General features: G+C 60.1%; 22 protein-coding genes. 13 read left to right on the top strand and 9 right to left on the bottom strand.

Annotation, left to right across the window (positions count from 1 at the left end; all coding sequences use genetic code 11):
• Nucleotides 1-80 precede the first annotated feature (80 nt).
• From rraA to IH404_RS20945, 6 genes are all read left to right on the top strand, one after another.
• The gene (rraA, locus tag IH404_RS20970; protein WP_005790380.1) at nt 81-572 is read left to right on the top strand and encodes a ribonuclease E activity regulator RraA; all 492 of its coding nucleotides are present in this window, start codon (nt 81-83) and stop codon (nt 570-572) included.
• Between the two features lie 15 nt (nt 573-587).
• On the top strand, nt 588-1583 hold the full coding sequence (locus tag IH404_RS20965; protein ID WP_005790378.1) for a zinc transporter ZntB: 996 nt from the start codon (nt 588-590) through the stop codon (nt 1581-1583).
• 86 nt (nt 1584-1669) lie between these two features.
• Nucleotides 1670-1915: a hypothetical protein gene (locus tag IH404_RS20960; RefSeq protein WP_005790375.1), complete on the top strand. Its 246-nt coding sequence runs from the start codon at nt 1670-1672 to the stop codon at nt 1913-1915.
• Between the two features lie 2 nt (nt 1916-1917).
• Nucleotides 1918-2742, top strand: coding sequence for a mechanosensitive ion channel domain-containing protein (locus tag IH404_RS20955; protein ID WP_003193288.1), 825 nt, complete (start codon nt 1918-1920; stop codon nt 2740-2742).
• 87 nt (nt 2743-2829) lie between these two features.
• On the top strand, nt 2830-3420 hold the full coding sequence (gene sigX, locus IH404_RS20950; RefSeq protein ID WP_003193286.1) for an RNA polymerase sigma factor SigX: 591 nt from the start codon (nt 2830-2832) through the stop codon (nt 3418-3420).
• A 107-nt stretch (nt 3421-3527) separates the two neighbouring features.
• Nucleotides 3528-4508: an OmpA family protein gene (locus tag IH404_RS20945; RefSeq protein ID WP_005790371.1), complete on the top strand. Its 981-nt coding sequence runs from the start codon at nt 3528-3530 to the stop codon at nt 4506-4508.
• 60 nt (nt 4509-4568) lie between these two features.
• Here IH404_RS20945 and cobA read toward each other — a convergent pair whose 3' ends face one another.
• The 8 genes from cobA to IH404_RS20905 all read right to left on the bottom strand — a co-directional run bounded on the left by cobA (nt 4569) and on the right by IH404_RS20905 (nt 15848).
• Nucleotides 4569-5312, bottom strand: a complete 744-nt coding sequence (cobA, locus tag IH404_RS20940) for a uroporphyrinogen-III C-methyltransferase (RefSeq protein WP_005790369.1) — start codon at nt 5310-5312, stop codon at nt 4569-4571.
• Between the two features lie 10 nt (nt 5313-5322).
• On the bottom strand, nt 5323-8031 hold the full coding sequence (locus IH404_RS20935) for a nitrate reductase (protein WP_194438932.1): 2709 nt from the start codon (nt 8029-8031) through the stop codon (nt 5323-5325).
• Nucleotides 8031-8348 (bottom strand): nitrite reductase small subunit NirD, encoded by a 318-nt coding sequence (gene nirD / locus IH404_RS20930; protein WP_005790365.1) that lies wholly within the window; start codon nt 8346-8348, stop codon nt 8031-8033. The genes IH404_RS20935 and nirD overlap by 1 nt, the downstream gene beginning before the upstream one ends.
• Complete coding sequence (nirB, locus tag IH404_RS20925; protein ID WP_005790363.1) at nt 8345-10798, bottom strand: nitrite reductase large subunit NirB; 2454 nt, start codon at nt 10796-10798, stop codon at nt 8345-8347. Before nirB ends, nirD begins: the two co-directional genes overlap by 4 nt.
• 234 nt (nt 10799-11032) lie before the next feature.
• Entirely contained in the window at nt 11033-12703 is a 1671-nt protein-coding gene (locus tag IH404_RS20920; RefSeq protein WP_194438930.1) for a bifunctional protein-serine/threonine kinase/phosphatase, read from the bottom strand.
• Nucleotides 12703-13914, bottom strand: a complete 1212-nt coding sequence (locus IH404_RS20915) for a nitrate/nitrite transporter (RefSeq protein ID WP_194438928.1) — start codon at nt 13912-13914, stop codon at nt 12703-12705. Before IH404_RS20915 ends, IH404_RS20920 begins: the two co-directional genes overlap by 1 nt.
• Nucleotides 13915-14059: 145 nt before the next feature.
• Nucleotides 14060-14635 (bottom strand): ANTAR domain-containing protein, encoded by a 576-nt coding sequence (locus tag IH404_RS20910; RefSeq protein WP_005790358.1) that lies wholly within the window; start codon nt 14633-14635, stop codon nt 14060-14062.
• A 13-nt stretch (nt 14636-14648) separates the two neighbouring features.
• Nucleotides 14649-15848 carry a CmpA/NrtA family ABC transporter substrate-binding protein gene (locus IH404_RS20905; RefSeq protein WP_194438926.1) on the bottom strand — a complete coding sequence of 400 codons (1200 nt, stop codon included), beginning with the start codon at nt 15846-15848 and terminating at the stop codon, nt 14649-14651.
• Between the two features lie 246 nt (nt 15849-16094).
• Between IH404_RS20905 and IH404_RS20900 the strand changes: the two genes are divergently transcribed.
• The 5 genes from IH404_RS20900 (at nt 16095) to IH404_RS20880 (ending at nt 19340) form a co-directional block, all read left to right on the top strand.
• Nucleotides 16095-17006: a secretin N-terminal domain-containing protein gene (locus IH404_RS20900; protein WP_347340289.1), complete on the top strand. Its 912-nt coding sequence runs from the start codon at nt 16095-16097 to the stop codon at nt 17004-17006.
• Between the two features lie 15 nt (nt 17007-17021).
• The gene (locus IH404_RS20895; RefSeq protein WP_005790352.1) at nt 17022-17237 is read left to right on the top strand and encodes a FliM/FliN family flagellar motor switch protein; all 216 of its coding nucleotides are present in this window, start codon (nt 17022-17024) and stop codon (nt 17235-17237) included.
• 165 nt (nt 17238-17402) lie between these two features.
• On the top strand, nt 17403-17786 hold the full coding sequence (locus IH404_RS20890) for a winged helix-turn-helix domain-containing protein (protein ID WP_005790350.1): 384 nt from the start codon (nt 17403-17405) through the stop codon (nt 17784-17786).
• On the top strand, nt 17779-18240 hold the full coding sequence (locus IH404_RS20885; RefSeq protein ID WP_005790348.1) for a transglycosylase SLT domain-containing protein: 462 nt from the start codon (nt 17779-17781) through the stop codon (nt 18238-18240). The genes IH404_RS20890 and IH404_RS20885 overlap by 8 nt, the downstream gene beginning before the upstream one ends.
• Nucleotides 18241-18320: 80 nt before the next feature.
• Nucleotides 18321-19340, top strand: coding sequence for a quinone-dependent dihydroorotate dehydrogenase (locus IH404_RS20880; RefSeq protein WP_005790346.1), 1020 nt, complete (start codon nt 18321-18323; stop codon nt 19338-19340).
• A gap of 127 nt (nt 19341-19467) precedes the next feature.
• Here IH404_RS20880 and IH404_RS20875 read toward each other — a convergent pair whose 3' ends face one another.
• A complete protein-coding gene (locus IH404_RS20875; RefSeq protein WP_002553055.1) occupies nt 19468-19683 on the bottom strand; it encodes a ribosome modulation factor in 216 nt (71 codons plus the stop codon).
• 532 nt (nt 19684-20215) lie between these two features.
• Between IH404_RS20875 and rlmKL the strand changes: the two genes are divergently transcribed.
• Together rlmKL and IH404_RS20865 are read left to right on the top strand one after the other, a co-directional pair.
• Entirely contained in the window at nt 20216-22480 is a 2265-nt protein-coding gene (rlmKL, locus tag IH404_RS20870; RefSeq protein WP_005790343.1) for a bifunctional 23S rRNA (guanine(2069)-N(7))-methyltransferase RlmK/23S rRNA (guanine(2445)-N(2))-methyltransferase RlmL, read from the top strand.
• 230 nt (nt 22481-22710) lie between these two features.
• Nucleotides 22711-25137, top strand: a complete 2427-nt coding sequence (locus IH404_RS20865) for a diguanylate cyclase (protein WP_194438924.1) — start codon at nt 22711-22713, stop codon at nt 25135-25137.
• The last annotated feature ends 48 nt before the right edge of the window (nt 25138-25185 follow it).

Genomic DNA, 25185 nt, shown 5'->3' with positions numbered 1-25185 from the left:
TAAAGAATGCCTGTCGCGGCGCGTTTTTCTGATGTACACCGTGGATGTTCGATCTCTTCTTTGACGACAGGAGCTTCTCGATGAACCATTACGTGACCCCCGACCTGTGTGACGCCTACCCGGAACTGGTGCAGGTAGTGGAGCCGATGTTCAGCAACTTCGGTGGCCGAGATTCTTTTGGGGGTGAGATCGTCACCATCAAATGCTTCGAAGATAATTCCCTGGTAAAGGAACAGGCTGACCAGCCGGGCGCCGGCAAAGTGATGGTCGTTGACGGCGGAGGCTCACTGCGCCGCGCGTTGCTGGGCGATCTGATTGCCGATAAAGCTGCGAAAAATGGCTGGGAAGGGTTGGTGATCTATGGTTGCGTCCGGGATGTGGATGTTCTCGCCCAGACCGACTTGGGTGTGCAGGCCCTGGCCTCCCACCCGATGAAAACCGACAAGCGGGGCCTCGGTGACCTGAACGTCGTCGTGACATTCGCGGGTGTGACGTTCCGTCCGGGTGAGTACATCTACGCCGACAATAACGGCGTGATCGTGTCGCCCAGCCCGCTGAAAATGCCTGAATAAACCCAAGGAGTCTGGATGTTCGAGGAAGAGAACGCGCAATGGGGGCTGGTGCATGCCCTGGTGCTGGATGGTAAAGGCGGTGCGCGTTCGATTGCCCGGACTGAGCTCGACGATCTGCAGTTGCAACCCCAGGAAAGCCTGTGGCTGCATTGGGATCGCAGCCATCCCCAGACCCAGACCTGGCTGCGCAAATCCAGTGGCCTGAGCGAATTTGCCTGCGACCTGCTGCTGGAGGAGAACACCCGCCCACGGTTGTTGCCGTTGCCCGACGCCGAATTGCTGTTGTTTCTGCGCGGGATCAATCTCAACCCCGGGGCAGAACCGGAGGACATGGTTTCGGTGCGTATCTTCGCCGCCGCCAATCGTGTGATCTCCCTGCGTTTGCGCCCGTTGCGCGCCACCGATGAGCTATTGGTGCAACTGGCGGACGGCAAAGGCCCCAAAACGGCGTCTGAACTCATCCTTTATATGGCTCAGTACCTGACCAACAAAGTGCAGGATCTGGTGACAGGGTTGTCAGAAATCGTCGATTCCGAGGAAGAAAAACTCGATGCCGACGAACGGTATACCCCGGAGCACGGCAGCGTTTTGCAGATCCGTCGGCGCGCGGCCGGGCTCAAGCGGTTTTTGGCACCACAGCGGGATATTTTTGCCCAGCTGACGCGAATAAAATTGGCATGGTTCTGCGATGACGATGCTGACTATTGGAACGAGTTGCACAACAGTCTGACCCGTTACCTGGAAGAGCTGGAACTGGCCAGAGAGCGCGTGGGGCTTGTGCTTGAGGCCGAAGACCGGCGCTTGAGCCTGCGCATGAACCGCACCATGTATCGCTTCGGGATCATCACCGGGATCTTCTTGCCGATGAGTTTTCTCACCGGTTTGCTCGGTATAAATGTGGGTGGCATTCCGTTCTCCGAGAGCCCCTACGGATTCATGATTGCGTGTTTGTTGATGGTCTCGGTGGCCCTGGGACAATGGTGGCTATTTCGACGATTACGATGGGTTTGAGCTGAATATGACCTGAACGTAGGAAAGGGTCGATGTGACCCGATGAATTTTACCCTCGTCTTTTAATTCACTTGCGAGAGGTCTCTATGCACGATCCGTTCGAACAGTCTTTGCGTGACATGCTCAATGCTTCGCCATCCAACCGTGATGACGATGCTTGCCTGGGTCGCGTATTGAAAACCGCCAACCGTCAGGTCGGTGCGGGTGATCTGTTCGGGCTGCTCGGGCGTTGGTTGCCGGCATTGATGATGGCCCTGAACAACGGTTCGGCCCATGTGTCACCGGTTTCCCGCCGTAAACCTCTTGCTCGCACTGCTGATAAGGCTGATTGAATATGGAACTTGATCTCTGGACCCAGAGCCTGGTCACTGCGATGACCGCATTGTGGACCAAGGTTGCGAATTTCATTCCCAACCTGTTTGGTGCCCTGGTCCTGGTGTTGCTGGGCTTTGTCGTGGCCAAGTTGCTCGACACCCTGTTGTCCAAGCTGCTCGCCAAACTCGGGCTGGATCGCCTGATGGCCGGCACCGGTTTGACCAAATTGCTGGGTCGCGCCGGGCTGCAAGTGCCGATTTCTACCTTGATCGGCAAGATCGTCTACTGGTTTGTTCTACTTATTTTTCTGGTTTCTGCAGCGCAATCCCTTGGACTTGAGCGAGTTTCAGCTACGCTCGACATGCTGGCACTGTATTTGCCGAAAGTTTTCGGCGGCGCGCTGGTGTTGCTGGTAGGTGTTTTACTCGCGCAATTGGCCAATGGGCTGGTGCGCGGGGCCGCTGAAGGCGTGGGGTTGGACTACGCGGCAGGCTTGGGGCGAATCGCACAGGGGCTGGTGATCATCATCAGTATTTCCGTCGCGATCAGCCAGTTGGAGGTCAAGACTGACCTGCTGAACCACGTCATTGTGATTGTTTTGATTACCGTTGGTCTGGCCGTTGCACTGGCCATGGGTTTGGGAAGCCGGGAAATTGCCGGTCAGATTCTTGCGGGAATCTATGTGCGTGAGCTATATCAGGTTGGGCAACAAGTGCGTGTGGGCGAGGTTGAAGGGCAGATCGAGGAGATCGGCACGGTCAAGACGACAGTGCTGACCGATGACGGAGAACTGGTTTCGCTGTCCAACCGGATTCTCCTGGAGCAGCAGGTCAGTAGCCGCTAATCCGGCAAACCCTGCTAATGTACGCCGCCGCAAACCCGGGTGACCGGGTTGCAACGGACATTGACCTGACTGCCGGCACGACTTGTTTTGAATAAAGCCCAAACGCTGTCCACGCGCTATGACCCCCGTGAGCTCTCTGATGAGGAGTTGGTCGCGCGCTCGCACACGGAGCTGTTTCACGTAACACGCGCGTACGAAGAATTGATGCGCAGGTATCAACGCACTCTGTTCAACGTTTGTTCAAGGTATTTGGGGAACGATAGAGACGCGGACGATGTCTGTCAGGAAGTGATGCTCAAGGTGCTATATGGCCTGAAGAACTTCGAGGGCAAATCGAAGTTCAAGACCTGGCTGTACAGCATCACGTACAACGAGTGCATCACGCAGTATCGGAAGGAACGGCGAAAGCGTCGCTTGATGGACGCATTGAGTCTGGACCCCCTTGAGGAGGCGTCTGAAGAAAAGGCGCCCGCACCCGAGGAGAAGGGCGGACTTGATCGCTGGTTGGTGCATGTGAACCCGATTGACCGGGAAATTCTGGTGCTTCGCTTTGTCGCAGAGCTGGAATTCCAGGAAATCGCTGACATCATGCATATGGGCTTGAGTGCTACAAAAATGCGGTACAAACGTGCTCTTGATAAATTACGTGAGAAATTTGCGGGCGAGACTGAAACTTAGTGCGTAGCAAATATCTCTTACGTGTAGGCAAGTTCTGTTAGACTTGTCGCCGAGTTGTCCCCCGGTTTGTGGGACTGCTTTACAATCACCAGATGGGGATTTAACGGATGAAACTGAAAAACACCTTGGGCTTGGCCATTGGTTCTCTTATTGCCGCTACTTCTTTCGGCGTTCTGGCACAAGGCCAAGGCGCAGTTGAAGGCGAGCTGTTCTACAAGAAGCAGTACAACGATAGCGTTAAGCACATCGAAGACGGCTTCAACCCAGGCGCTCGCATTGGTTACTTCCTGACCGACGATCTGTCGTTGAATCTGTCGTACGACAAGACCAACCACACCCGTTCGAACGACGGCACTGGCAACCAGAAGATCAAAGGTGACACTGGCAGCCTCGTTGCTCAGTACCACTTCGGTCAGGCTGGCGTTGATAGCCTGCGTCCATACGTTGAAGGCGGTTTCGGCCACCAGAGCCGTACCAACGTCAAGGCTGATGGCCACAGCGGTCGCGACCAGACCACTTTCGCCACCATCGGTACCGGCGTGAAGTACTACTTCACCAACAACCTGTACGCACGTGCTGGTGTTGAAGCTGACTACGGTCTGGACAACGGCAAGTGGGACTACTCCGCACTGGTTGGCCTGGGCGTGAACTTCGGCGGTAACGCTGGCGCAGCTGCTCCAGCTCCTACCCCAGCACCAGCTCCAGAGCCAGTTCCAGAGCCAGAAGCTCCGGTTGCTCAGGTTGTTCGTGTTGAGCTGGACGTTAAGTTCGACTTCGACAAGTCGGTTGTTAAGCCTAACAGCTACGGCGACGTGAAAAACCTGGCCGACTTCATGGCTCAGTACCCAGACACCAACGTAGAAGTTGCTGGTCACACTGACTCCGTCGGTCCAGACGCTTACAACCAGAAGCTGTCCCAGCGTCGTGCTGACGCTGTTAAGCAAGTCCTGGTTAAAGATGGCGTAGCTCCTAGCCGCATCACTTCCGTTGGTTACGGTGAGTCCCGCCCAGTTGCTGACAACGCAACTGAAGCTGGCCGCGCTGTTAACCGTCGCGTAGAAGCAGCTGTTGAAGCCACCGCTAAGTAATTAGCCTGGCTTTACAAAAAAACCCGGCTTAGGCCGGGTTTTTTTCGCCTGGAATTTGCCTCAGGCACTGGCCGCCGTCGCCAGGCAAGCCGCCTGCGCAGCATCAGCAACGCTACCAATCACCAGGATAGCCGGGCTCTTCAGGGCGAACGCTTGCGCATCCTCATGCATCCGCTCCAGATCGCTGCGGCATTCGCGCTGCTGGGGCAGCGAAGCATTTTCGATCATCGCCACGGGCATGTCCGGGGTCATCCCACCTTCGAGCAACTGCTGACGAATCTCCTCCAGCTTCGCCACGCCCATGTACACCACCAGTGTGGTTCCACTTTCCGCCAGTGCGCGCCAGTTCAACGGGCTGTCGTCCTGAGTATGAGCAGTGACCAGCGTCACCCCACGGCTCACACCGCGTAACGTCAGGGGAATATCGCAGCTCGTCGCCCCGGCTAACCCCGACGTGATGCCGTTGACCAACTCCACCTCAATGCCACGTTCGCGCAGCCACAGCGCCTCTTCGCCACCGCGACCAAAAATGCACGGGTCGCCGCCCTTGAGCCGCACCACGCATTTGCCCTGGCGGGCATAACGCAGCATCAGGCGATGGATAAAATCCTGAGGGGTGGAGCGGCAGCCACCGCGTTTACCGACGGTAATCACGCGTGCATCGCCGCAGTGTTCGAGCACGGCCGGGTTGACCAGGTCATCAATCAGCACCACGTCCGCTTCATGCAGGGCTCTGACTGCCTTGAGGGTCAGCAACTCCGGATCACCGGGCCCCGCGCCTACCAGCCACACTTTTGCGCTCATGTTGTTCCCCTTACACACTGATGGCGATTGGCTGCGGTTTGCTGGCCAAAAGACGTTTGATTTCCGGCACGCAGGAGCCGCATTGGGTGCCGCAACCCAGTTCCCGTTTAAGTCCATCCAGGTCCAGGCCACGACCAACGCCCGCACACACGGCGTTTTCGCTGACGTTCTTGCAGTTGCACACAATCTTGTTGCTGGCCGTTGCGGCACCGGGTGGCGCGCTTAAAGGTGCCAACAGCCAGCGTCGCAGTTGCTCGTCGGCGCGGCCTTCCAGCCACAGGCTTTGCAACCAGTGGCGGGCCAGGGTTTCGCCGGCCAGGCGCAGGGCGGTGATACGGCCTTTTTCGATTTTCACGCGCTTGCCGATTGAGCGGCGCGGGTCGTCGTAGGCCATGACCGGACCGTCGTTCAGGCCCAGCAAGTGGTCAATCCGAGTCAACAAATGCAGGTCCGGCGCCTCGGTATGGGCTGCCCGTACCAGCAACGCAGGGCGTTCACGGCCGGCCAGGCTCAGGCTGACGTAGGCGAATTCCTCACATAGCGGGCGCAGCGCTTCGAAATGCTGCTGCACATTGCCCTCGATCAACGCGAACAGCTGCCACGGCAGTTGCACGGCTTCCAGGCGTACCCCGCTGTGCTTGAGTTCAGGCTGTTTGGACAGTGGGTCAAACGCCGGTTGGGTGATCACATTGACGCCGCCCTTGAGGAAGCGGTCGCCCCAATGCATCGGCAGAAATGCCTGGCCGGGGCGTACGCTGTCATCGCTGCTGACGGCAACGATCACGCTGCCGCGACGGCTTTTCAGGCTGACCAGGTCACCTTCCTGGAAGCGGTGGCGGCGAAGCTCGTCCGGGTGCAGGCTCAACAGCGCTTCACTGACATGCCCGAACAACTGTGCGGCCGTGCCGGTGCGGCTCATACCGTGCCACTGGTCACGCAGGCGGCCGGTGATCAAGGTCAGGGGGAAGCGCGCGTCCCGTTGTTCCTTGGCCGCGCGGTAAGGGTCGGCCACAAACCGCGCCCGGCCATTGTCGGTGGGGAAGATGCCATCGCTATACAGGCGCGCTGTGCCTGTCTGTGCGCCTGTGGGAAACGGCCATTGCTGCGGGCCGAGTTGGTCGAGCAGGCCATGGCTGATACCGGACAAGTCGAGGTCACGCCCTTGAGTGAGCCCCTTGAACTCGTCAAACAGCTGCGCCGGCTGTGTAAAGGCGAACAGGCTGGGCAACCCTGGTCGCAGGTAACGCTCCAGGCGCTGTGCGAAATCTACGGTAATTGCCCAGTCCGCCCGCGCCTCTCCCGGTGGGTTGATGGCGCGGCGTACGTGGGAAATACGCCGCTCGGAGTTGGTGACCGTGCCGTCTTTCTCGCCCCAACTGGCGGCAGGCAACAGCAGGTCGGCATAAATGGCGGTTTCGGTGGTGCGAAAAGCCTCCTGCAACACTACGAAAGGGCACGCCGCCAAGGCCGCACGCACGGCGTTCTGGTCGGGCAAGGATTGTGCAGGGTTGGTGCAGGCGATCCACAGGGCCTTGATCTTGCCGGCCTGCATCTGTTCAAACAGTTCGATCGCGCTAAGGCCGGTGGGCGCAGGAAGTTGCTCCACGCCCCAGTAGGCGGCCACTTCAGCGCGATGTTCCGGGTTGGACGCCTCGCGGTGGCCCGGCAGCAGGTTGGACAGGCTGCCGGTTTCGCGACCGCCCATGGCATTCGGTTGACCGGTCAGGGAAAACGGCCCGCACCCCGGCCTGCCAATGGTGCCCGTGGCCAAGTGCAGGTTGATCAACGCGCTGTTTTTTGCGCTGCCGGCAGTGGATTGGTTGAGGCCCATGCACCACAGCGACAAAAAGCTGCTGGAGGTGCCGACCCACTGCGCACATAGGCGCAGTTGTTCGACGCTGATCCCGCACAACTGCGTGACCATCTGCGGCGTGTAGTCATGCACCAGGCGCTTGAGCTCGGCCAGGCCATCGGTGTGGGCCTGGATGAATGCACGATCAACCCAGTCTTCCCACAGCAGCAAATGCAAAATCCCGTGAAACAACGCCACGTCCGTCCCCGGCAAGATTGCCAGGTGCAGGTCAGCCAAATCGCAGGTGTCTGTACGCCGCGGATCAATCACCAGTACTTTCATCTGCGGGCGCTGCGCTTTGGCCTGCTCCAGGCGTCGGAACAATACCGGGTGGGCGTAGGCCATATTGCTGCCGACGATCATCACGCAGTCGCTGTTTTCCAGGTCTTCATAACTGCACGGCGGCGCATCGGCGCCCAGGCTGCGCTTGTAGCCGACCACCGCCGATGACATGCACAACCGAGAATTGCTGTCGATATTGTTGGTGCCCACCAACGCCCGGGCCAGCTTGTTGAAGCTGTAGTAATCCTCGGTCAACAGTTGCCCCGAAATATAGAACGCCACGCTGTCCGGGCCGTGCTCGGCGATGGTCTCGGCGAACACGTTGGCGGCGTGATCCAGGGCGGTGTCCCAGTCGGTACGGGTACGGGCCAAACCTTTGCCCAGGCGTAACTCCGGATACAGGGCGCGTGCGCTCACGTCGCCGGTCAGGTGCAGGCTGGCGCCTTTGCTGCACAATTTGCCGAAGTTGGCCGGATGGCTAGGATCGCCTTGCACCCCCAGGATCTGCTCGCCGTCATGCTCGATCAGCACGCCGCAGCCCACGCCGCAATAACAGCAGGTGGACGCGGTGGTCTGGCGGTTCATCAACCCGCGTCCCGCAGGGCCAGCATCACCCGGCCGTTTTCTACCCGGGCCTGATGATGGTGGGCGCAGCCGATATCCGGCGCCTGGGCTTCGCCGGACGCCAGGTCAATCTGCCAGTTGTGCAGCGGGCAGGCGACGCGCTTGCCATAGATTAAGCCTTGGGAGAGCGGGCCGCCCTTGTGCGGGCAACGGTCGTCAAGGGCGAAGACTTCGTCGTCACTGGTACGAAAAATCGCGATGTCGCCTTTGGGCCCACTGATGATGCGCGAGCCCAGGGTATTGATTTCATCAAGGGCGCAGATATCCAGCCAGTTCATAGCGACACCTCCAGTTGTTTGACCGGGATAACGTCGAACTCCTTTTTCAGCAGCGGCTGTTCCAGGCGTTCCTTCCACGGGTCCTGTTCGAATGACAGCGAGAACTGCAAACGCTCATTGAGCGCCTGGCGGCGGGCCGGGTCTTCGAGTACGGCCTTCTTGATGTGTTCCATGCCCACTCGTTGCAGGTAGTGCACCGTGCGTTCCAGGTAGAACGCTTCTTCGCGGTACAGCTGCAGAAATGCGCCGTTGTATTCGCGCACTTCATCGGCGGTCTTGAGCTTGACGAAAAACTCCGCGACTTCGGTCTTGATGCCGCCGTTGCCGCCGATATACATCTCCCAACCGGAGTCGACACCGATAATTCCCACGTCCTTGATGCCCGCTTCCGAACAGTTGCGTGGGCAACCGGACACCGCCAGCTTGACCTTGTGCGGTGACCACATATTGAACAGGTCATGCTCAAGTTCAATGCCCAATTGGGTGGAATTCTGCGTGCCGAAACGGCAGAACTCGCTGCCCACGCAGGTTTTCACGGTGCGGATGGATTTGCCGTAGGCATGGCCGGACGGCATGTCCAGGTCCTTCCACACCCCTGGCAAGTCCTGCTTCTTGATGCCGAGCAAGTCGATGCGCTGGCCGCCGGTGACCTTGACCATCGGCACGTTGTATTTGTCGGCCACATCGGCGATGCGGCGCAGCTCCGAAGGATTGGTCACGCCGCCCCACATCCGTGGGACTACAGAGTAGGTGCCGTCTTTCTGAATATTGGCGTGGGCCCGTTCGTTGATCAGTCGTGATTGCGGGTCGTCCTTGGCCTCGCCCGGCCAGGTTGAAATCAGGTAGTAGTTGAGAGCGGGGCGACATGTTGCACAGCCATTGGGGGTACGCCAGTTCAGGTAGCGCATGGTGCTGTCGATAGTCAGCAAGTGCTGCTCGCGGATAGCCTGACGGATCTGCCCGTGATTAAGGTCGCTGCACCCACAGATGGCCTTTTCGCTTTTGGGTTTGACGTCAGCCGCGCCGCCCACGGTGTTGATCAGGATCTGCTCAACCAGCCCGGCACAGGAACCGCAGGAGCTGGCGGCCTTGGTGTGTTTTTTCACCTCATCGACGCTGAACAGCCCTTGTTCCTGGATTGCCTTGACGATGGTGCCTTTGCACACGCCGTTGCAGCCGCAGACTTCGGCGCTGTCGGCCATGCTCATGGCTTTGTCCTGGCCTTGATGGCCCACATCGCCCAAGGCGTTCTCACCGAACATCAGGTGATCGCGGATCTCGCCAATTGCATGGTTCTCACGGATCTGGCGGAAGTACCAACCACCATCCGCGGTATCGCCGTACAGGCACGCACCGACCAGGATGTCGTCCTTGATTACCAGCTTCTTGTATACGCCGCCGATCGGGTCGGAGAGGGTGATGGTCTCGGTGCCTTCACCGCCCATGAAGTCGCCGGCAGAAAAGAGGTCGATGCCGGTCACCTTCAGCTTGGTCGAGGTCACCGAGCCTTTGTAAGTGGCAAAGCCCAGTTGGGCCAAGTGGTTGGCGCAGACCTTGGCCTGTTCGAACAGCGGCGCCACCAGGCCATAGGCGATCCCGCGATGGCTGGCGCATTCGCCGATCGCGTAGATGCGCGGGTCGTAGGTTTGCATCGTGTCGTTGACCAGGATCCCACGGTTGCAGGGGATGCCGGACTTCTCCGCCAGTTCGGTGTTGGGGCGGATACCGGCGGCCATCACCACCAGGTCGGCCGGGATGATGTCGCCATTTTTGAATTGCACCGAGCCGACGCGACCATTACCGGCATCATGCAAGGCCTGGGTTTGCTCGCACAGGCGAAACACCAGGCCACGGCTTTCCAGTTCGGTTTGCAGCAACTGGCCGCTGGTCTTGTCCAGTTGCCGTTCCAGCAGCCATTCGCCGATATGCACCACCGTGACGTGCATACCGCGCAGTATCAGGCCGTTGGCCGCTTCCAGGCCGAGCAGGCCGCCACCGATCACCACCGCGTGCTTGTGGGTCTTGGCGGTGTCGATCATCGCTTGGGTGTCGGCAATGTCACGGTAGCCAATCACGCCCTGCAAGGTGTTGCCGGGAATCGGCAGAATAAAGGGTGTAGAGCCGGTGGCGATCAGCAGGCGATCGTACTCGGCCTCGGTGCCGTCTTCGGCAATGACTTTGCGCTTGACCCGGTCGATCTGCACCACCTTGCGGTTGAGCAGCAGCTTGACGTTGTTATCCAGGTACCAGTCGAGATCGTTGAGCACGATCTCTTCGAAGGTTTGCTCACCGGCCAGCACCGGCGACAGCAGGATGCGGTTGTAGTTGGTGTGGGGCTCGGCGCCGAATACGGTGATGTCGTACAGCTCGCTGCTCAGCTTGAGCAATTCTTCAAGGGTGCGAACCCCGGCCATGCCGTTGCCGATCATCACCAGTTTGAGTTTTTTCATGTCGTTCTCCGCAATGGCTCGACAAATCATGCGCAAACAAAAAAAGGCGTCCCCGCTAGTCAGCTAGCGAGGACGCCTTTGTCCTGGTCCCGTTCTCTCGGGAAGCTCGACCCTTCGACGTTGAAGGGGCGGCTATATGTGGGTTGTTGGCAAGACCTAATGCAGCAGCTGTGCCAAGTTGCATACCCCCAGTTTTATTGGGCGTTTAAACAGGAGAGAGGTGGATTTTGCTCGTTAGTGGTGCAGCAGCCAGTACAGCAGCACCAGATTGATCAACAGCGAGGCCGCTGCCAGGGTTTGCCAGACCTTCAGCGGCTCGCGCTCCAGCAGCGGCCGTGGCCGCACGCTCAGTTCGCGGCGGTCGGCCTGTTCCAGCACCAGCAGCCATTCTTCGGCAGTTTCATAGCGGTGTGCGGGCAGGGCGGCCACGGCGCGCTCCAGGCTGTGGGGCAACCAATCCGGCAGATCAGGGCGATAGCGGCTGGCGCTGACAGGCTGGTTGAAACGCGGGCGTTGGAAGGCTTCGATTTCGCCGTAGGGGTAATGCCCGGTCAGCAGGTAATACAAGGTCACACCGACACTATACAAATCCTGTTGCGCAGTAGGATGCTCGCCACCGAAAGCTTCGGGTGCGATAAAACTCGGGGTGCCGGGCAGTAAGTGGGCACGGTCTTCAGAAAGGCCAGGGCAGTAGGCCAGGCCAAAGTCCAGCACCCGCAGTTCCCCGTCATCACCCAGCAGCAGGTTTTCCGGTTTGATGTCGCGGTGCAGAATCTGTCGACGATGCAGCAGGCCCACGGCGCGCAGCAAGCGTTCGGCGATCGACTGCCATTGCGCCAGCGGCAGCGGGCCTTGTTGTTGAAACAGCTGGGCGAGGGTCTGCCCGGGGTATTCGCGCATCACGTAGTACAAATGCTGACGACCACTGGCGGTATGCACCTCCGGAAAGGCACGGCCAGCTACGCGGCGCAGAAACCATTCCTCCGATAACAAGGCTTGGGCGGCGTCAGTGTCATCGTCTTGGCGCAAGGGCAAGGTCTTGAGCAGCCAGGATTGCCGCTGCGCATCGTGCACGCGATACAGCAACGACTGCCGACTCTGCGCGAGCACGCTTTGCACCTCCCAGCCTTCAAAGGTCTGCCCAGCCTTCAGCGGCGGCGGCAGTGGCCATTGCTGCAACTGCACCAAGGCGTCGCCGAGGGTGGCGGCGCCGAGTTGGTCGATGCGCACCAGCAAGGCGCTGGCGTTGTCTTGGCTGCCTGCCAGGTGCGCGGCGCTGACCAGGGTGTTGACGGCCAGGTCGAGGTCGTCTTGCTCACGCAGAATCGCGCCGATGCTGTGATCGCTCAACGTCGCCCACACCCCGTCGCTGAGCAAAAGGAAACACTCGCCCTCGCGCAATTGGCCGTCGAGGAAGTCCAGCACCAGGTGCTGATCCAGGCCGAGGGCGCGTTTGAGTACGTGCTGCATACCCGGCTGTTCCCACACATGGTCTTCGCTGAGGCGTTGCAACTCGCCGTCGAACCAGCGATACGCACGGCAATCACCGACATGGGCCAGCGTGAAGCGTTGGCCGCGAAACACCAGGGCACTGAGGGTGGTGAGCAACGGTTGCCCACCACCGTTGGCTTGCAGCCAGCGATTTTGCGCGACCAACAGACGTTCGAGCGCCTGGGCCACGCCCCAGGTCTGCGGCGTGGCGTAGTAGTCCAGCGCCAGCGCCTGCAAGGTCGAGCGCGCGGCCAGGCCACCGTCGGCGCATTGGCTGACGCCATCGGCCAATGCGCACAGGTAGCCTTTGCTCGCCGCCAGTTCCGCCATCGGTGTGACCACCCGCAGCGCATCCTGGTTTTCACTGCGTGGGCCAATGGCGCTGGCCTGGGCGACGCTCAGTTGAAGGCTCATCAGACGCGGGCAGCGGTGACCGCAGCCGAGCCCCAGGTGGTTCTCCAGCGGCGCTTGACGCCATGCAGGCCAAACCAGGCCAGCACCCCGAGGCTGGCGAATAACCACAACGCCAACTGGTAACTGCCGGTGCTCTGTTTGATCGCGCCCATGCCGGCGGCGAGTGCGAAGCCGCCGATGCCACCGGCCATGCCGATCAAGCCGGTCATCACGCCGATCTCACTGCGAAAACGCTGCGGCACCAACTGGAATACCGCGCCATTTCCGGCACCCAGGCCGAGCATTGTGCAGACGAAAAGCGCCAGCGCCGCGTAGGAGCTGGGCAGGTTGAAACCCACTGCGGCAATACAGATCACCGCCACGCTGTACATGCCGAGCAGGGTCTTGATCCCGCCAAAACGGTCGGCCAGGGCGCCGCCCAGCGGGCGCATCAGGCTGCCACCGAACACGCAGGCCGCGGTGTAGTAACCGGCGGTCACCGGGCTCAGGCCGTATTGGTCGTTGAAGTAGCCGGGCAGGGCGCTGGCCAGGCCGATGAAGCCACCAAAGGTCACGCTGTAGAAGAACATGAACCACCAGCTGTCGCGGTCGCCCAGGGCCTTGAAGTAGTCGGCCATGGACTTGGCTTTCGGACGTTGTGGCGCGTTGCGTGCGAGCCAGGCGAATACGATCAGGGTAAGGACCAGCGGAATCAGCGCAAAGCCGAACACATTGCTCCAGCCGAACGCAGCCGCCAGCACCGGTGCCAGCAAGGCGGCAAACACGGTGCCGGAATTACCGGCACCGGCGATGCCCATGGCCTTGCCCTGGTGCTCTGCGGGATACCACTGCGATGCCAGGGGCAGGGCCACGGCAAAGGAAGCACCGGCCATGCCCAGAAACACGCCCAGCAGCAAGGCTTGCTCGTAACTGTGGATCCCCAGCTTCCAGGCGCAGAACAGCGCCACGATCACAATCACTTGGCCTATCAGCCCGGCAGTCTTGGGTGACAGCTTGTCGGCGAACATGCCCATCAGAAAACGCAGCACCGCGCCCGCCAGGATCGGCGTGGCCACCACCAGGCCGCGCTGCTGGGTGGTCAGGTGCAGGTCGGCGGCAATTTGCACCGCCAGCGGGCCCAACAGGTACCAGACCATGAAGCTCAGGTCGAAATACAGGAACGCGGCAAACAGGGTCGGGGTGTGCCCGGATTTCCAGAAGCTTGATTTCATCACGCACCTCAACGGTTGGGGGTCTGAAACGAAAAAACGCCGCCACCGGGTTCGCGAGGGCAAACCGGGTGGGCGACGTCTTTGTCGTGGAGGGGCAACCGCCGTTGGTTACCTGTGAGGATTCTTTAGCAAGAGCTGAGCCAGATCAGCCGAGCAACTCGCTCATGGCAATAATCTGCTCTGCCACCTGGATCAGTTTCTGCTGGCGACTCATGGCCTGACGGCGCATCAGGGTGTACGCCTCTTCTTCATTACAGCTCTTCATTTTCATCAGCAGGCCCTTGGCCAACTCGATGCGTTTACGTTCGGCCAATTGCAGGTCGCGGGCCTGCAACTGCGCGCGCAGGGCCTGGTCACTCTCGAAGCGGGCCATGGCCACATCGAGGATCGGTTGCAGGCGTTGGGCCTGAATGCCTTCGACGATATAGGCACTGACGCCGGACTTGATTGCCTGGCGCATCACATTCGGGTCATGCTCATCGGTAAACATCACGATAGGCCGGGGCTGGTCGCGGCTGACCAGCACCACTTGCTCCATCACATCGCGGCCGGGTGACTCGGTATCGATCAGGATCACGTCCGGGCGCACTGTTTCGACGCGTGCGGGCAGGTCGATGGTCAGGCCGGATTCATCGATCACCTCGAAACCGGCTTCGGTCAGCGCGGCCTTGAGGCGCCCGACCTTGCGCGGGGTGTCATTGATCAACAGGATTCGTAGCATCATTGAGCTCCTGTCAGCGCAGCGCTTGACGGTGGTTGTCATCGCCCAGGGCATTGAGGCGGAAGCTGCGGGCGTAACCGGCGGGGTCGGAGCCGTCCCAGATTTTGCCGTCGATCAATTGGCTGCTGCGCATCGGCGCGTCGCCAACGCTGAGGCCCAGCGCATCGGCGGCCTGGCGATACAGCGCCAATTGCTGGACCTGGCAGGCGACGCCGAGGTAGTCAGGGTCTTCACGCAACAAACCCCAACGCCGGAACTGGGTCATGAACCACATGCCGTCGCTGAGGTAGGGCAAATTCACCTCGCCACCGGCGAAAAAGCGCAATGCATGAGGATCCTGCCACTGGTTACCCAAGCCGTCGTCGTAATGACCCAGCAGGCGCGGCTCGATGCAGTCCAACGGGGCGTCGAGGTAGTCGCGAGCGCTGAGCAACTGCGCGGTGGAACGGCGGTTTTCAGTGCTCTGTTCGATAAACCGGCTGGCTTCGAGAATCGCCATGACCAGTATACGGGCGGTATTGGGGTATGCGTCGACGAACGCCTGGGTGCAGCCCAGGACCTTTTCCGGATGATTGGGCCAGATCGCCTGGGTGGTCGCCAAGGTAAAGCCTTGATGATGTTGCACTGCACTGGCACTCCAAGGCTCGCCGACACAAAAACCGTCGATGCGTCCGGCCTGCAGGTGCGCCACCATTTGCGGCGGCGGTACCACCACGCTGTTCACATCCTGCAATGGATGAATACCTTGGCTCGCCAGCCAGTAATACAACCACATGGCATGGGTGCCCGTGGGAAATGTCTGGGCGAAGGTCAGTTTTGTCCGGCTTTGGTGCACGTGGCGTTCCAGCGCCTCAGGAGTGACCACTCCCTGGTGTTGCAGGCCGTGGGACAGGTTGATGCTCTGGCCGTTCTGGTTGAGGCCCATCAGTACGGCCATGTCGGTAGGCGCAACGCCGCCGATGCCAAGATGCACGGCATAGATTAGCCCGTACAGCCCGTGGGCGGCGTCCAGCTCGCCACTGACCAGCTTGTCCCGCAGGTTGGCCCAGGATGATTGGCGCTTGAGGTTCAGTGTGAGGCCGTAGGGCTGGGCGAAGCCCTGGGTGGCCGCGACCACCAGCGAAGCGCAATCGGTCAGGGCCATGAACCCCAGGTCAAGGCTGCTCTTTTCCGGGGCATCGCTGCCGTTTACCCATGCCAGCGGATCGTTCATCAATACCTGCCTTTTCTGAAAAAAAAGCGTCGTTTCCCGGCTTGGCGTGACAGGCCATTGCGGGGTAACGACGCCTTTGTCCGTAGGCCCGCGCCGCCTTTGGTGCGGGCCAGATACAAAGTGCAAAGCAAGGCACATGCCACGGGGGCGTGGTGCAGTCTGCCGTCAACTTTCCATCATGATTGAACCTCTTGCGCCTCGCAGTATGGCCGCTTCTTCAGGCCAGATCGCCCAGGAATACCCACGGTGCACACTGATTCCCCGAACCCCATGAACTGCCGCTGGCTGCACTGCGGGTTACTGTGTGCCGCCCTGTTGCTGGGCAGCCCCGTAGCCTGGGGCCAGGCGTACCAGGCGCAGGATGAAGCTCTGGATACTTTCTTTACCGCGCTCTCGGGGCCATTGGGCCTGCCTGTGGTCACCAGCCGTGCGGTGGCGCGCAGGCGCATCAGCGGAACCTTCGACTTTGCAGCGCCGCAACGGGTTCTGGAAACCCTCGCTGAGCAGCAAGACCTGATCTGGCACCGCAGCGGGCAAGTGGTGCATCTCTACACCGCCGATGAGGTGCGTAGTTCTGCGGTAGTGCTGCGGCATATCTCGGTCAATCGGCTGCGCGGCATCATGCGGCGTGCGGGGCTGGATGAGCCGCGCTACCCATTGCGTGAAAGCGGGGCACGTACGTTCTACGTTTACGGGCCACCGAGCTATGTCGATCATGTCTTGCGGCTGGCCAGCCTGATGGACCAGCCACGCCGCAAGCAGCCCGAAGGCGCAACGGCATTCGGCGTTGTCCAGGTGATCAATGCAGCTGTTCAGGACCGCGAGCAAGGAGCGGGTGCCAATAAGGTCCGCGTACCGGGTATGGCTTCCATGATCGAAGCCCGGCTATCCCCTGAGCAGAAAGGCCAATTGGCAGACGGTAGCCTGGTGTTGGTGGCCTATTCGGATACCAACAGTTTGTTGATCAAGGGCCAGCCTGCTCAGGTGACTCTTATCGAAAAGCTGGTGGCGCAGCTGGATAGAGCCACGGTCCAGGATGAGGTTTCGTCAGGCCCTGAGCCATTACCGCCACCTCTCGCGCCTGCGCAATTGAGCACAGCACAACATGAGCGTGTGCAGCGTGCGTTCCTGCGCACGGATCGTGAGTTTTCCCCATGAAAAAGGCGTTTGTCCATGCACCTGGAAATACTGCTGCAGGAGCAATTGATCAGCCGCAAGCGTTTGGCTGCGTTCGCACCGGGGAAGGTGCTGCCTCTGGATCCAGGGGCGACTCGATGTGTGGAGGTACGGGTCAATGGGCAACTGATGGCGTTGGGTGAGCTGGTGCAGCTGGAGGATCGGCTGGGGGTTGAGTTGCAGGAGACGTATCAGGAATGGCTACCCCAATAAATGCGTCAGGAGAATTGTCTGACCGAAAGTTTCCAAAAAAGGGCGTCCGAATGGGCTTTGTCCTAGCGCGAGCCGTAAGCCGGTTTTTTATAGTCGTGACATTGGCAGGTGTGCCGGTACGGAAACTAAGGATGTGAATGTCAGTAGTCCAAAGCAGAGGTACGTATGGCCGTCGTGATTGATGAATCGACGGCCTCCCTGGTCTTCGCTCGCTGGACCTTGCATGGCGATGGCCGGTTGACGGACGGCGATGCGGATATTCAGTTGCCGCCCAAGGAGTGGCATGTGCTGCGACTGTTGCTGGCCTCCGGTGGCACGCTGATGACCAAGGATCGCCTGCTGGAGCTGGCCTGGCCCCGAGGAGAGGTGGCCGATGAGTCACTCACGCGCTGTATCTATTCCCTGCGCAAACATTTGAGCGCCGACAAAGGGTTTATCAAGACGATTTATGGCAAGGGGTATCGCTTTACGTGCCCGGTGCGGGTAGGGGAAGCACCACGGGGTGTCGTGCATGTGTGCTCTGTGTGTGGCCAGGCCAGCAATGCTTAAGGTTTGGAGCGTGGTACTGCTGCTCGGTGGGCTGATGGGCAGTCACCAGGCACTGGCCTATTGCTGGGACGAGGCGGCCAGCCGGTACGATCTCGAACCGGAACTGTTGCAGGCTATCGCTGATGTCGAATCGGGTTCGCGCGCGCAGGCGATCAACTACGCCAACCGCAATGGCACGCGTGATATCGGCTTGATGCAGATCAACAGCATCCACCTGCCGCGTTTGCTCAAACAGGGCATTACCGAGGAGCGGTTGTTGAGCGAACCTTGTTTGTCGGTGCAAGTCGGTGCCTCGATTCTGGCCGAGTTTATTCAGCGTTTCGGCTACAACTGGATGGCGGTGGGTTCCTACAATGTTGGGCCGGGCCCTGGCTCGCAGCGTGAGGCGTTGCGCCAGCGCTACGCCGAAAGGATCTGGGTGCGTTATCAGGCGTTGATTGCTCAGCGCCGATGAGCGCAGCACGCCTCGCATGAGGCGCGCCACCCCGGCTATAATCGCGGCACCTTTTGCCGCCATCCGAGTCTAGCCCGCCCATGTATACCTTGGCCCGCCAGCTGTTGTTCAAACTCTCCCCGGAAACCTCCCACGATCTGTCCCTGGACTTGATCGGTGCCGGTGGCCGCCTGGGGCTCAATGGCCTGGTATGCAAGGCTGCGGCGAAAGTGCCGGTGTCGGTGATGGGCCTGGATTTTCCCAATCCGGTCGGCCTGGCAGCCGGCCTGGACAAAAACGGCGCGGCCATCGACGGGTTTGCACAGTTGGGGTTCGGCTTCGTTGAAATCGGCACCGTGACGCCACGGCCACAGCCGGGAAATCCCAAGCCACGCATTTTCCGCCTGCCGGACGCAGAGGCGATCATCAATCGCATGGGTTTCAACAACCTCGGCGTCGATCACCTGTTATCGCGGGTTCAAGCGGCAAAATACACAGGCATCCTCGGGATCAATATCGGCAAGAACTTTGACACGCCGGTAGAGCGTGCAGTGGACGATTACCTGATCTGCCTGGACAAGGTTTACGCCCACGCCAGCTACGTCACCGTCAACGTCAGCTCGCCCAATACCCCGGGCCTGCGTAGCCTGCAGTTCGGTGACTCCCTCAAACAACTGCTCGAAGCCTTGCGCCAGCGTCAGGAAGACTTGGCCGTGCGTCATGGCAAGCGCGTACCCCTGGCAATCAAGATCGCCCCGGACATGAGCGATGAAGAAACTGTACTGGTGGCCCAGGCCCTGGTGGATGCGGGCATGGACGCAGTGATTGCGACCAACACCACCCTCAGCCGCGTGGGCGTCGAGGGGCTGGCCCATGGCGACGAGGCGGGCGGCCTGTCGGGCGCGCCGGTACGGGACAAGAGCACCCATATCGTCAAGGTGCTGGCGGCCGAGTTGGCCGGGCGTTTGCCGATCATCGCGGTGGGCGGTATTACCGAAGGCAAGCACGCGGCCGAGAAGATCGCGGCTGGCGCCAGCCTGGTGCAGTTGTACTCCGGCTTTATCTATAAGGGGCCGGCGTTGATTCGCGAGTCGGTGGATGCCATCGCTGCCCTGCGCTGACAATCTGCCAGGCAATAAAAAGGGCTCCATAAAGGAGCCCCTGGGCCGAAGCCCGCCGCCCGGATGGGGCGCGCGTGGTTAAGTCGTTACTCATTCAAAGATGTGTGTCGGAATAAAATGCCCCTGATTAGCCGACGGCGTGAAGTTCGTTGAGTCTGTGGATGCCCGCAGTGCCAGTCATACCGTCCCAGTTGTCGCCGCGTCCTTCTCGCCAGCCGTTGATCCAGGCTTGGCGTACCGACGGTAGAGTAAATGGGCAAAGCTCACGGGATTTTCCATGAACGCCATATTGATATCCGCGTAAAAATGCTCTTTCCAACGGATCACGCTTAAGTCTTCTCATAGGGTGTTTCCCTCACTTGTTGACTGTCTAGATATCCTTCGGCCTTGTCCAAGGCCGGGCAGAGTTTTTCTGCCGTTGGTGGGCTCGCTGCCGGCGTGGCGAGCCGATGTGTCGGCGTCGTTACGGCGCCAACCTGTGTTGAGTTCTAACCAATAGGTCACATGTATTCAATGATCGTTTTGTCATAAGCACGTAACGATAACGATGCTATAGCCATAAGCTGGGATGGTTTTTCGCCCCTTTTATGCAGCAAAGCCAGCTATGATGTGCCCTGCACAGCGAAGCGGGTTAATCCTTTAGTGAGAATGCCCGCCTGTTGCAGTCGGTTATTATTCGACGAAGGGTCTGAATATTTCCTTTTGTTGCTTCACATTGTTTCTCTGCCCCGTCAAACAAGGCTCAACGGCCCGGAAAGCGGGGTGGGACGGCACATTCGTGCCACGCGAGCACTCTTCAAGAAAAGTGCTTGATTGAAAACCGAGCCGGCGATGCGTCGCCCGTTCATTTATTGCTGAAAAGCCTGGAATGCCCCATGTCGGACCGTTTTGAACTCTTCCTCACTTGCCCCAAGGGCCTCGAAGGCCTGCTGATCGAGGAAGCCGTCGGGCTTGGCCTTGAGGACGCCCGCGAGCACACCTCGGCCGTTCGCGGCATGGCCGACATGGAAACCGCCTACCGCCTGTGCCTGTGGTCACGCTTGGCCAACCGTGTGCTGCTGGTACTCAAGCGCTTCCCGATGAAGGACGCCGAAGACCTCTACCACGGCGTGCTGGATATCGAATGGGCCGACCACATGGTTCCCGACGGCACCCTGGCGGTCGAGTTCAGCGGTCACGGCTCGGGCATCGACAACACCCACTTCGGCGCGCTGAAGGTCAAGGATGCGATCGTCGACAAGCTGCGCACCCCAACCGGCGAGCGTCCATCCATCGACAAGATCAACCCGGACTTGCGCATTCACCTGCGCCTGGACCGTGGCGAAGCGATCCTGTCCCTGGACCTTTCCGGCCACAGCCTGCACCAGCGTGGCTACCGCCTGCAGCAGGGCGCGGCACCGCTGAAGGAAAACCTGGCAGCGGCGATCCTGATTCGCGCCGGCTGGCCACGCATTGCAGCCGAAGGCGGTGCGCTGACCGACCCGATGTGCGGCGTCGGCACCTTTCTGGTTGAAGGCGCGATGATCGCCGCCGACATGGCCCCCAACCTCAACCGCGAGCTGTGGGGTTTCACCACGTGGCTGGGCCACGTCCCGGCGCTGTGGAAAAAGCTGCACACCGAGGCCAGCGAGCGTGCGGCCATTGGTATGAACAAGCCACCGTTGTGGGTCCGCGGTTACGAAGCCGACCCGCGCCTGATTCAACCCGCCCGCAATAACATCGAACGCGCCGGCCTGAGCCACTGGATCAAGGTGTACCAGGGCGAAGTGGGCACGTTCGAGCCGCGCCCGGACCAGAACCAGAAAGGCCTGGTGATCTGCAACCCACCCTACGGCGAGCGCCTGGGTGATGAAGCCAGCCTGTTGTACCTCTACCAGAACCTCGGCGAGCGCCTGCGCCAGGCCTGCATGGGCTGGGAAGCGGCGGTGTTCACCGGCGCGCCGGACCTGGGCAAGCGCATGGGCATCCGCAGCCACAAACAGTATTCGTTCTGGAACGGCGCGTTGCCGTGCAAATTGCTGCTGATCAAGGTCAACCCGGATCAGTTCGTCACCGGCGAACGTCGCACGCCGGAGCAGCGCCAGGCTGAGCGTGAGCAAGCGGCTTACGACCAGGCGCCGACCGAGCCCGTTGAGCGCCAGTACAACAAGAACGGCAACCCGATCAAGCCAGCCCCGGCCCCGGTGGTCGAACAGGCGCGCTTGAGCGAAGGCGGGCAGATGTTTGCCAACCGCCTGCAAAAGAACCTCAAGCTGCTGGGCAAATGGGCCAAGCGTGAAGGCGTGGATTGCTACCGTGTGTATGACGCCGACATGCCCGAGTACTCCATGGCCATCGACCTGTACCACGATTGGGTTCACGTACAGGAATACGCCGCACCAAAATCCATTGACCCGGAAAAAGCCTCGGCGCGCATGTTCGACGCCCTGGCAGCGATTCCCCAGGCCCTGAACGTCGACAAGAGCCGTGTGGTGGTCAAGCGTCGCGAGCGTCAGAGCGGCACCAAGCAATACGAACGCCAGAGCGCCCAAGGCAAGTTCACCGAGGTCAGCGAAGGTGGCGTGAAGCTGCTGGTCAACCTCACCGACTACCTGGATACCGGCCTGTTCCTCGACCACCGCCCGATGCGTATGCGCATCCAGAAAGAAGCGGCCGGCAAGCGCTTCCTCAACCTGTATTGCTACACCGCCACCGCCAGCGTCCATGCTGCCAAGGGTGGAGCGCGCAGCACCACCAGCGTCGACCTGTCCAAAACCTATCTGGACTGGGCGCGTCGCAACTTCTCCCTCAATGGTTTCTCCGACAAGAACCGCCTGGAGCAGGGTGATGTCATGGCGTGGCTGGAGGCCAGTCGTGATGAGTTCGATATGATTTTCATCGATCCGCCGACCTTCTCCAACTCCAAGCGCATGGAAGGTATCTTCGACGTGCAGCGTGACCACGTGCAGTTGCTCGACCTGGCCATGGCGCGCCTGGCGCCGGGTGGCGTGCTGTACTTCTCCAACAACTTCCGCAAGTTCCAGTTGGAAGACAACCTCAGCGAACGCTATGCGGTCGAGGAGATCAGCGACAAGACCATCGACCCGGATTTTGCGCGCAATGCGAAGATCCACCGGGCCTGGAAAATCACTGCTCGCTGATTAATATCAGCAGTTCTGAATGCGCCGAGTATCCAGTGTGGGAGGGGGCTTGCTCCCGATAGCAGAGTATCAGTCACCAATGTATTGGCTGATCCACCGCTATCGGGAGCAAGCCCCCTCCCACATTAAGCCCCTGCAGTTTTTAGGCTGGTCAAACACCCGACCAATGGCTATAACTTAAACCCCAGCCAACGTGACACCCCCGCACACTGGCGTTGTGAGTGTTGCCTATGCCGATGCAAGCTGTCCGCCCGAAAATTCTTGGTTTTATCAGTGAGCAGGCGTCGGCTTGGCTGGTGGCATTGGTGGTGTTGTTGGCTGGCAGTGCGTTGACGATGGTTGTCGCGTGGGCGACTGCCGACCTGTATCAGCAACAGGTGCGCCAGCGTTTCCAGTTGCTGGTCAATGAGCGCTACACCCGCATCCAGGAGCGTTTTGAGGATCAGGAGCAGCGCCTGGGTAGCCTGCAGCGTTTCTTCATCAACTCTGGCGATGTCTCCCGTGCCGAGTTCGACGGCTTTGCCCAGCCTCTGTTGCTCAATGCGCGTGCCTACGCCTGGGCACCGCGCATATTTCGTGAGCAGCGCAGGGCGTTCGAGCAAGAGATTTCCCGTCAGCGTGGCATCCCTTTCAGCATCCGTGAACTCAATGGCTTGGGTGAGTTGGCGCCCGCGCCCGAGCGCGATGAATACGTACCGGTGTTGTACAGCCAGACGCAAAGCCTGCTGGGTTCGCCCTTGGGGTTTGACCTGCTGGCCCAGCCCTTGCGCCGTTCAGCCCTGGAGCGTGCGCAAAAAAACGCCAGGCCGGCAGTGTCACAGCCCATGCAACTGGTGGGCGTGGAGCCTGCCTACGCGGCCGGCGTGCTGCTGGTGGCGCCAGTGAGCAAAACCGTCGGCACCGAGCCCTACGGCTTTGTCATGGCGGTGCTCAGCATGCGCCAACTGGTGGCCGATGGGTTGCCCAAACCGAATCGCGACAATCTGGTCATGCAGATCGTCGACACCTCCGATACGCAGCAACGGGTGTTGTATGCATCCAGCAATACGGTGGGCAACAGCGACCTGACGGCGACACGCCGCCTCACCCTTGGCGATCACGTCTATGCCCTGAGCCTGCGTGCCAGCGAGGTGTTCGACAAGGCCAATCATTCCTCGATGAACACCATTCTGGGCATGGGTGTGCTGCTCAGCGCCTTGCTCAGTGCCTTGCTCTACGTGCTGGTCAGCCAGCGTCAGCGTGCGCTGAAACTGGTGGAACAGCGCACCGTGCAGTTGCGCTTGCGTGAGCAAGAGTTGCGTGGGGCTCACGGGCAATTACGCAGTGTGCTGAATGCGGCGACTCAGGTCGCGATCATCGCCACCGATTTGCGCGGTGTGATCAACACCTTCAATGCCGGTGCCGAACAGATGTTGGGTTTCAAGGCCGAAGAGGTGTTGGGTCGCCTGACCCTGGAAAGCCTGCACCTGGCCGTGGAACTCGAAGCGCGGGCTGCGCCGTTGAGCCTGGCGCTAGGCAAGCGTATTGCGCCGAGCCAGGCAATGCTGGTGGAGAGCCCTGACAGCCTGCATGAAGCTCGCGAGTGGACGCTGGTGCGCAAGGACGGTACCCAACTGACGGTCAACATGCTGGCCACCGTGCTCCTGGACGACTTTGGCCTGTGGGTCGGGCACTTGGCAATTTACCTGGATATCACCGAGCAAAAGCGCGCCTATGAAGCCCTGGCCGCCCGGGACCGTCTGCTGAAAAAACTCAGTGCTCATGTGCCTGGCGGGATTTTCCAGTTCACCCAGGACCTGCAGGGCAATGGGCGTTTCATCTACGCCAGCGAAGGTATGCGCGATATCTATGAAATCGAACTTGGCGCATTACAGCAGGATGCAGGCAAGGTGCTGGAACGCATTCACCCCTTGGACATCGAGCGAGTGCGTGCCTCGATACGTTTGTCGGCGCTGCAACTGAGCCATTGGCGCGAAGAATATCGCGTGCAGTTGCCTCAGCGAGGCTTGCGCTGGATTCGCGGCGAAGCGACACCTGAAGAGTTACCTGGAGGCGGTACGCTTTGGCACGGCTATGTGTCGGATATTTCCGATCTCAAACGGGTCGAGGAAGAACTGCGCGCGCTTTCCATCACTGACTCTCTGACGGGCATCTATAACCGTCGTTATTTTCAGGATCGGCTCAAGGGCGAGATGCTGCGGATCAACCGCACCTCGGGTGCGCTGTCGTTGATCATGCTCGATATCGATCACTTCAAGCGCATCAACGACCAGCATGGTCACGCCGTGGGCGACGGGGTGTTGCAGGAGTTGTGCAAGCGCATAGGCCAGCGCTTGCGCCGTACCGACGTGTTTTGCCGCCTGGGTGGGGAAGAATTCGTGGTGCTGTGCCCAAGTACCAATGGTGCCCAGGCCTATAGCCTGGCAACTCAGTTGTGGCAGTCGTTGCGCGATACGCCGATGGAACCGGTGGGCATCGTCACTGCCAGCTTTGGCGTAGCCAGTTGGCGGACTGATGAAGATATTGATGGGTTGCTGCTGCGCGCTGATTCGGCAGTGTATGTGGCCAAGCAGGCGGGCAGGGACCGGGTCGAGGCGTGTGGGAGCGAGCAAGCCCTACTGCCTGTAGGAGCGAGCTTGCTCGCGAAAAAACCATAGACGCCGCGTTTGTTCAGGAGACACGCGTTATCGTTGACGTTTTTCGCG

Origin of the sequence: Pseudomonas sp. OST1909 (assembly GCF_015277575.1) — a bacterium.
In the GTDB taxonomy this organism is placed as follows: domain Bacteria; phylum Pseudomonadota; class Gammaproteobacteria; order Pseudomonadales; family Pseudomonadaceae; genus Aquipseudomonas; species Aquipseudomonas synxantha_A.
The sequence above is the reverse complement of the archived record's forward strand: the minus strand, read 5'-3'. Positions and strand labels throughout refer to the sequence as shown.

Bases quoted from the DNA above. Each gene is read 5' to 3' on its own strand.
- IH404_RS20955 (WP_003193288.1), top strand. From the start codon at position 1,918: ATGGAACTTGATCTCTGGACCCAGAGCCTGGTCACTGCGATGACCGCA.
- IH404_RS20910 (WP_005790358.1), bottom strand. From the start codon at position 14,635: ATGCTACGAATCCTGTTGATCAATGACACCCCGCGCAAGGTCGGGCGC.
- IH404_RS20920 (WP_194438930.1), bottom strand. From the start codon at position 12,703: ATGAGCCTTCAACTGAGCGTCGCCCAGGCCAGCGCCATTGGCCCACGC.
- IH404_RS20880 (WP_005790346.1), top strand. From the start codon at position 18,321: ATGTATACCTTGGCCCGCCAGCTGTTGTTCAAACTCTCCCCGGAAACC.
- rlmKL (WP_005790343.1), top strand. From the start codon at position 20,216: ATGTCGGACCGTTTTGAACTCTTCCTCACTTGCCCCAAGGGCCTCGAA.
- IH404_RS20885 (WP_005790348.1), top strand. From the start codon at position 17,779: ATGCTTAAGGTTTGGAGCGTGGTACTGCTGCTCGGTGGGCTGATGGGC.
- cobA (WP_005790369.1), bottom strand. From the start codon at position 5,312: ATGAGCGCAAAAGTGTGGCTGGTAGGCGCGGGGCCCGGTGATCCGGAG.
- IH404_RS20875 (WP_002553055.1), bottom strand. From the start codon at position 19,683: ATGAGAAGACTTAAGCGTGATCCGTTGGAAAGAGCATTTTTACGCGGA.
- IH404_RS20935 (WP_194438932.1), bottom strand. From the start codon at position 8,031: ATGAACCGCCAGACCACCGCGTCCACCTGCTGTTATTGCGGCGTGGGC.
- IH404_RS20865 (WP_194438924.1), top strand. From the start codon at position 22,711: ATGCCGATGCAAGCTGTCCGCCCGAAAATTCTTGGTTTTATCAGTGAG.
- IH404_RS20965 (WP_005790378.1), top strand. From the start codon at position 588: ATGTTCGAGGAAGAGAACGCGCAATGGGGGCTGGTGCATGCCCTGGTG.
- IH404_RS20895 (WP_005790352.1), top strand. From the start codon at position 17,022: ATGCACCTGGAAATACTGCTGCAGGAGCAATTGATCAGCCGCAAGCGT.
- IH404_RS20960 (WP_005790375.1), top strand. From the start codon at position 1,670: ATGCACGATCCGTTCGAACAGTCTTTGCGTGACATGCTCAATGCTTCG.
- nirB (WP_005790363.1), bottom strand. From the start codon at position 10,798: ATGAAAAAACTCAAACTGGTGATGATCGGCAACGGCATGGCCGGGGTT.
- IH404_RS20890 (WP_005790350.1), top strand. From the start codon at position 17,403: ATGGCCGTCGTGATTGATGAATCGACGGCCTCCCTGGTCTTCGCTCGC.
- nirD (WP_005790365.1), bottom strand. From the start codon at position 8,348: ATGAACTGGCTGGATATCTGCGCCCTTGATGAAATCAATACCCTGGGC.
- IH404_RS20905 (WP_194438926.1), bottom strand. From the start codon at position 15,848: ATGAACGATCCGCTGGCATGGGTAAACGGCAGCGATGCCCCGGAAAAG.
- rraA (WP_005790380.1), top strand. From the start codon at position 81: ATGAACCATTACGTGACCCCCGACCTGTGTGACGCCTACCCGGAACTG.
- IH404_RS20945 (WP_005790371.1), top strand. From the start codon at position 3,528: ATGAAACTGAAAAACACCTTGGGCTTGGCCATTGGTTCTCTTATTGCC.
- IH404_RS20915 (WP_194438928.1), bottom strand. From the start codon at position 13,914: ATGAAATCAAGCTTCTGGAAATCCGGGCACACCCCGACCCTGTTTGCC.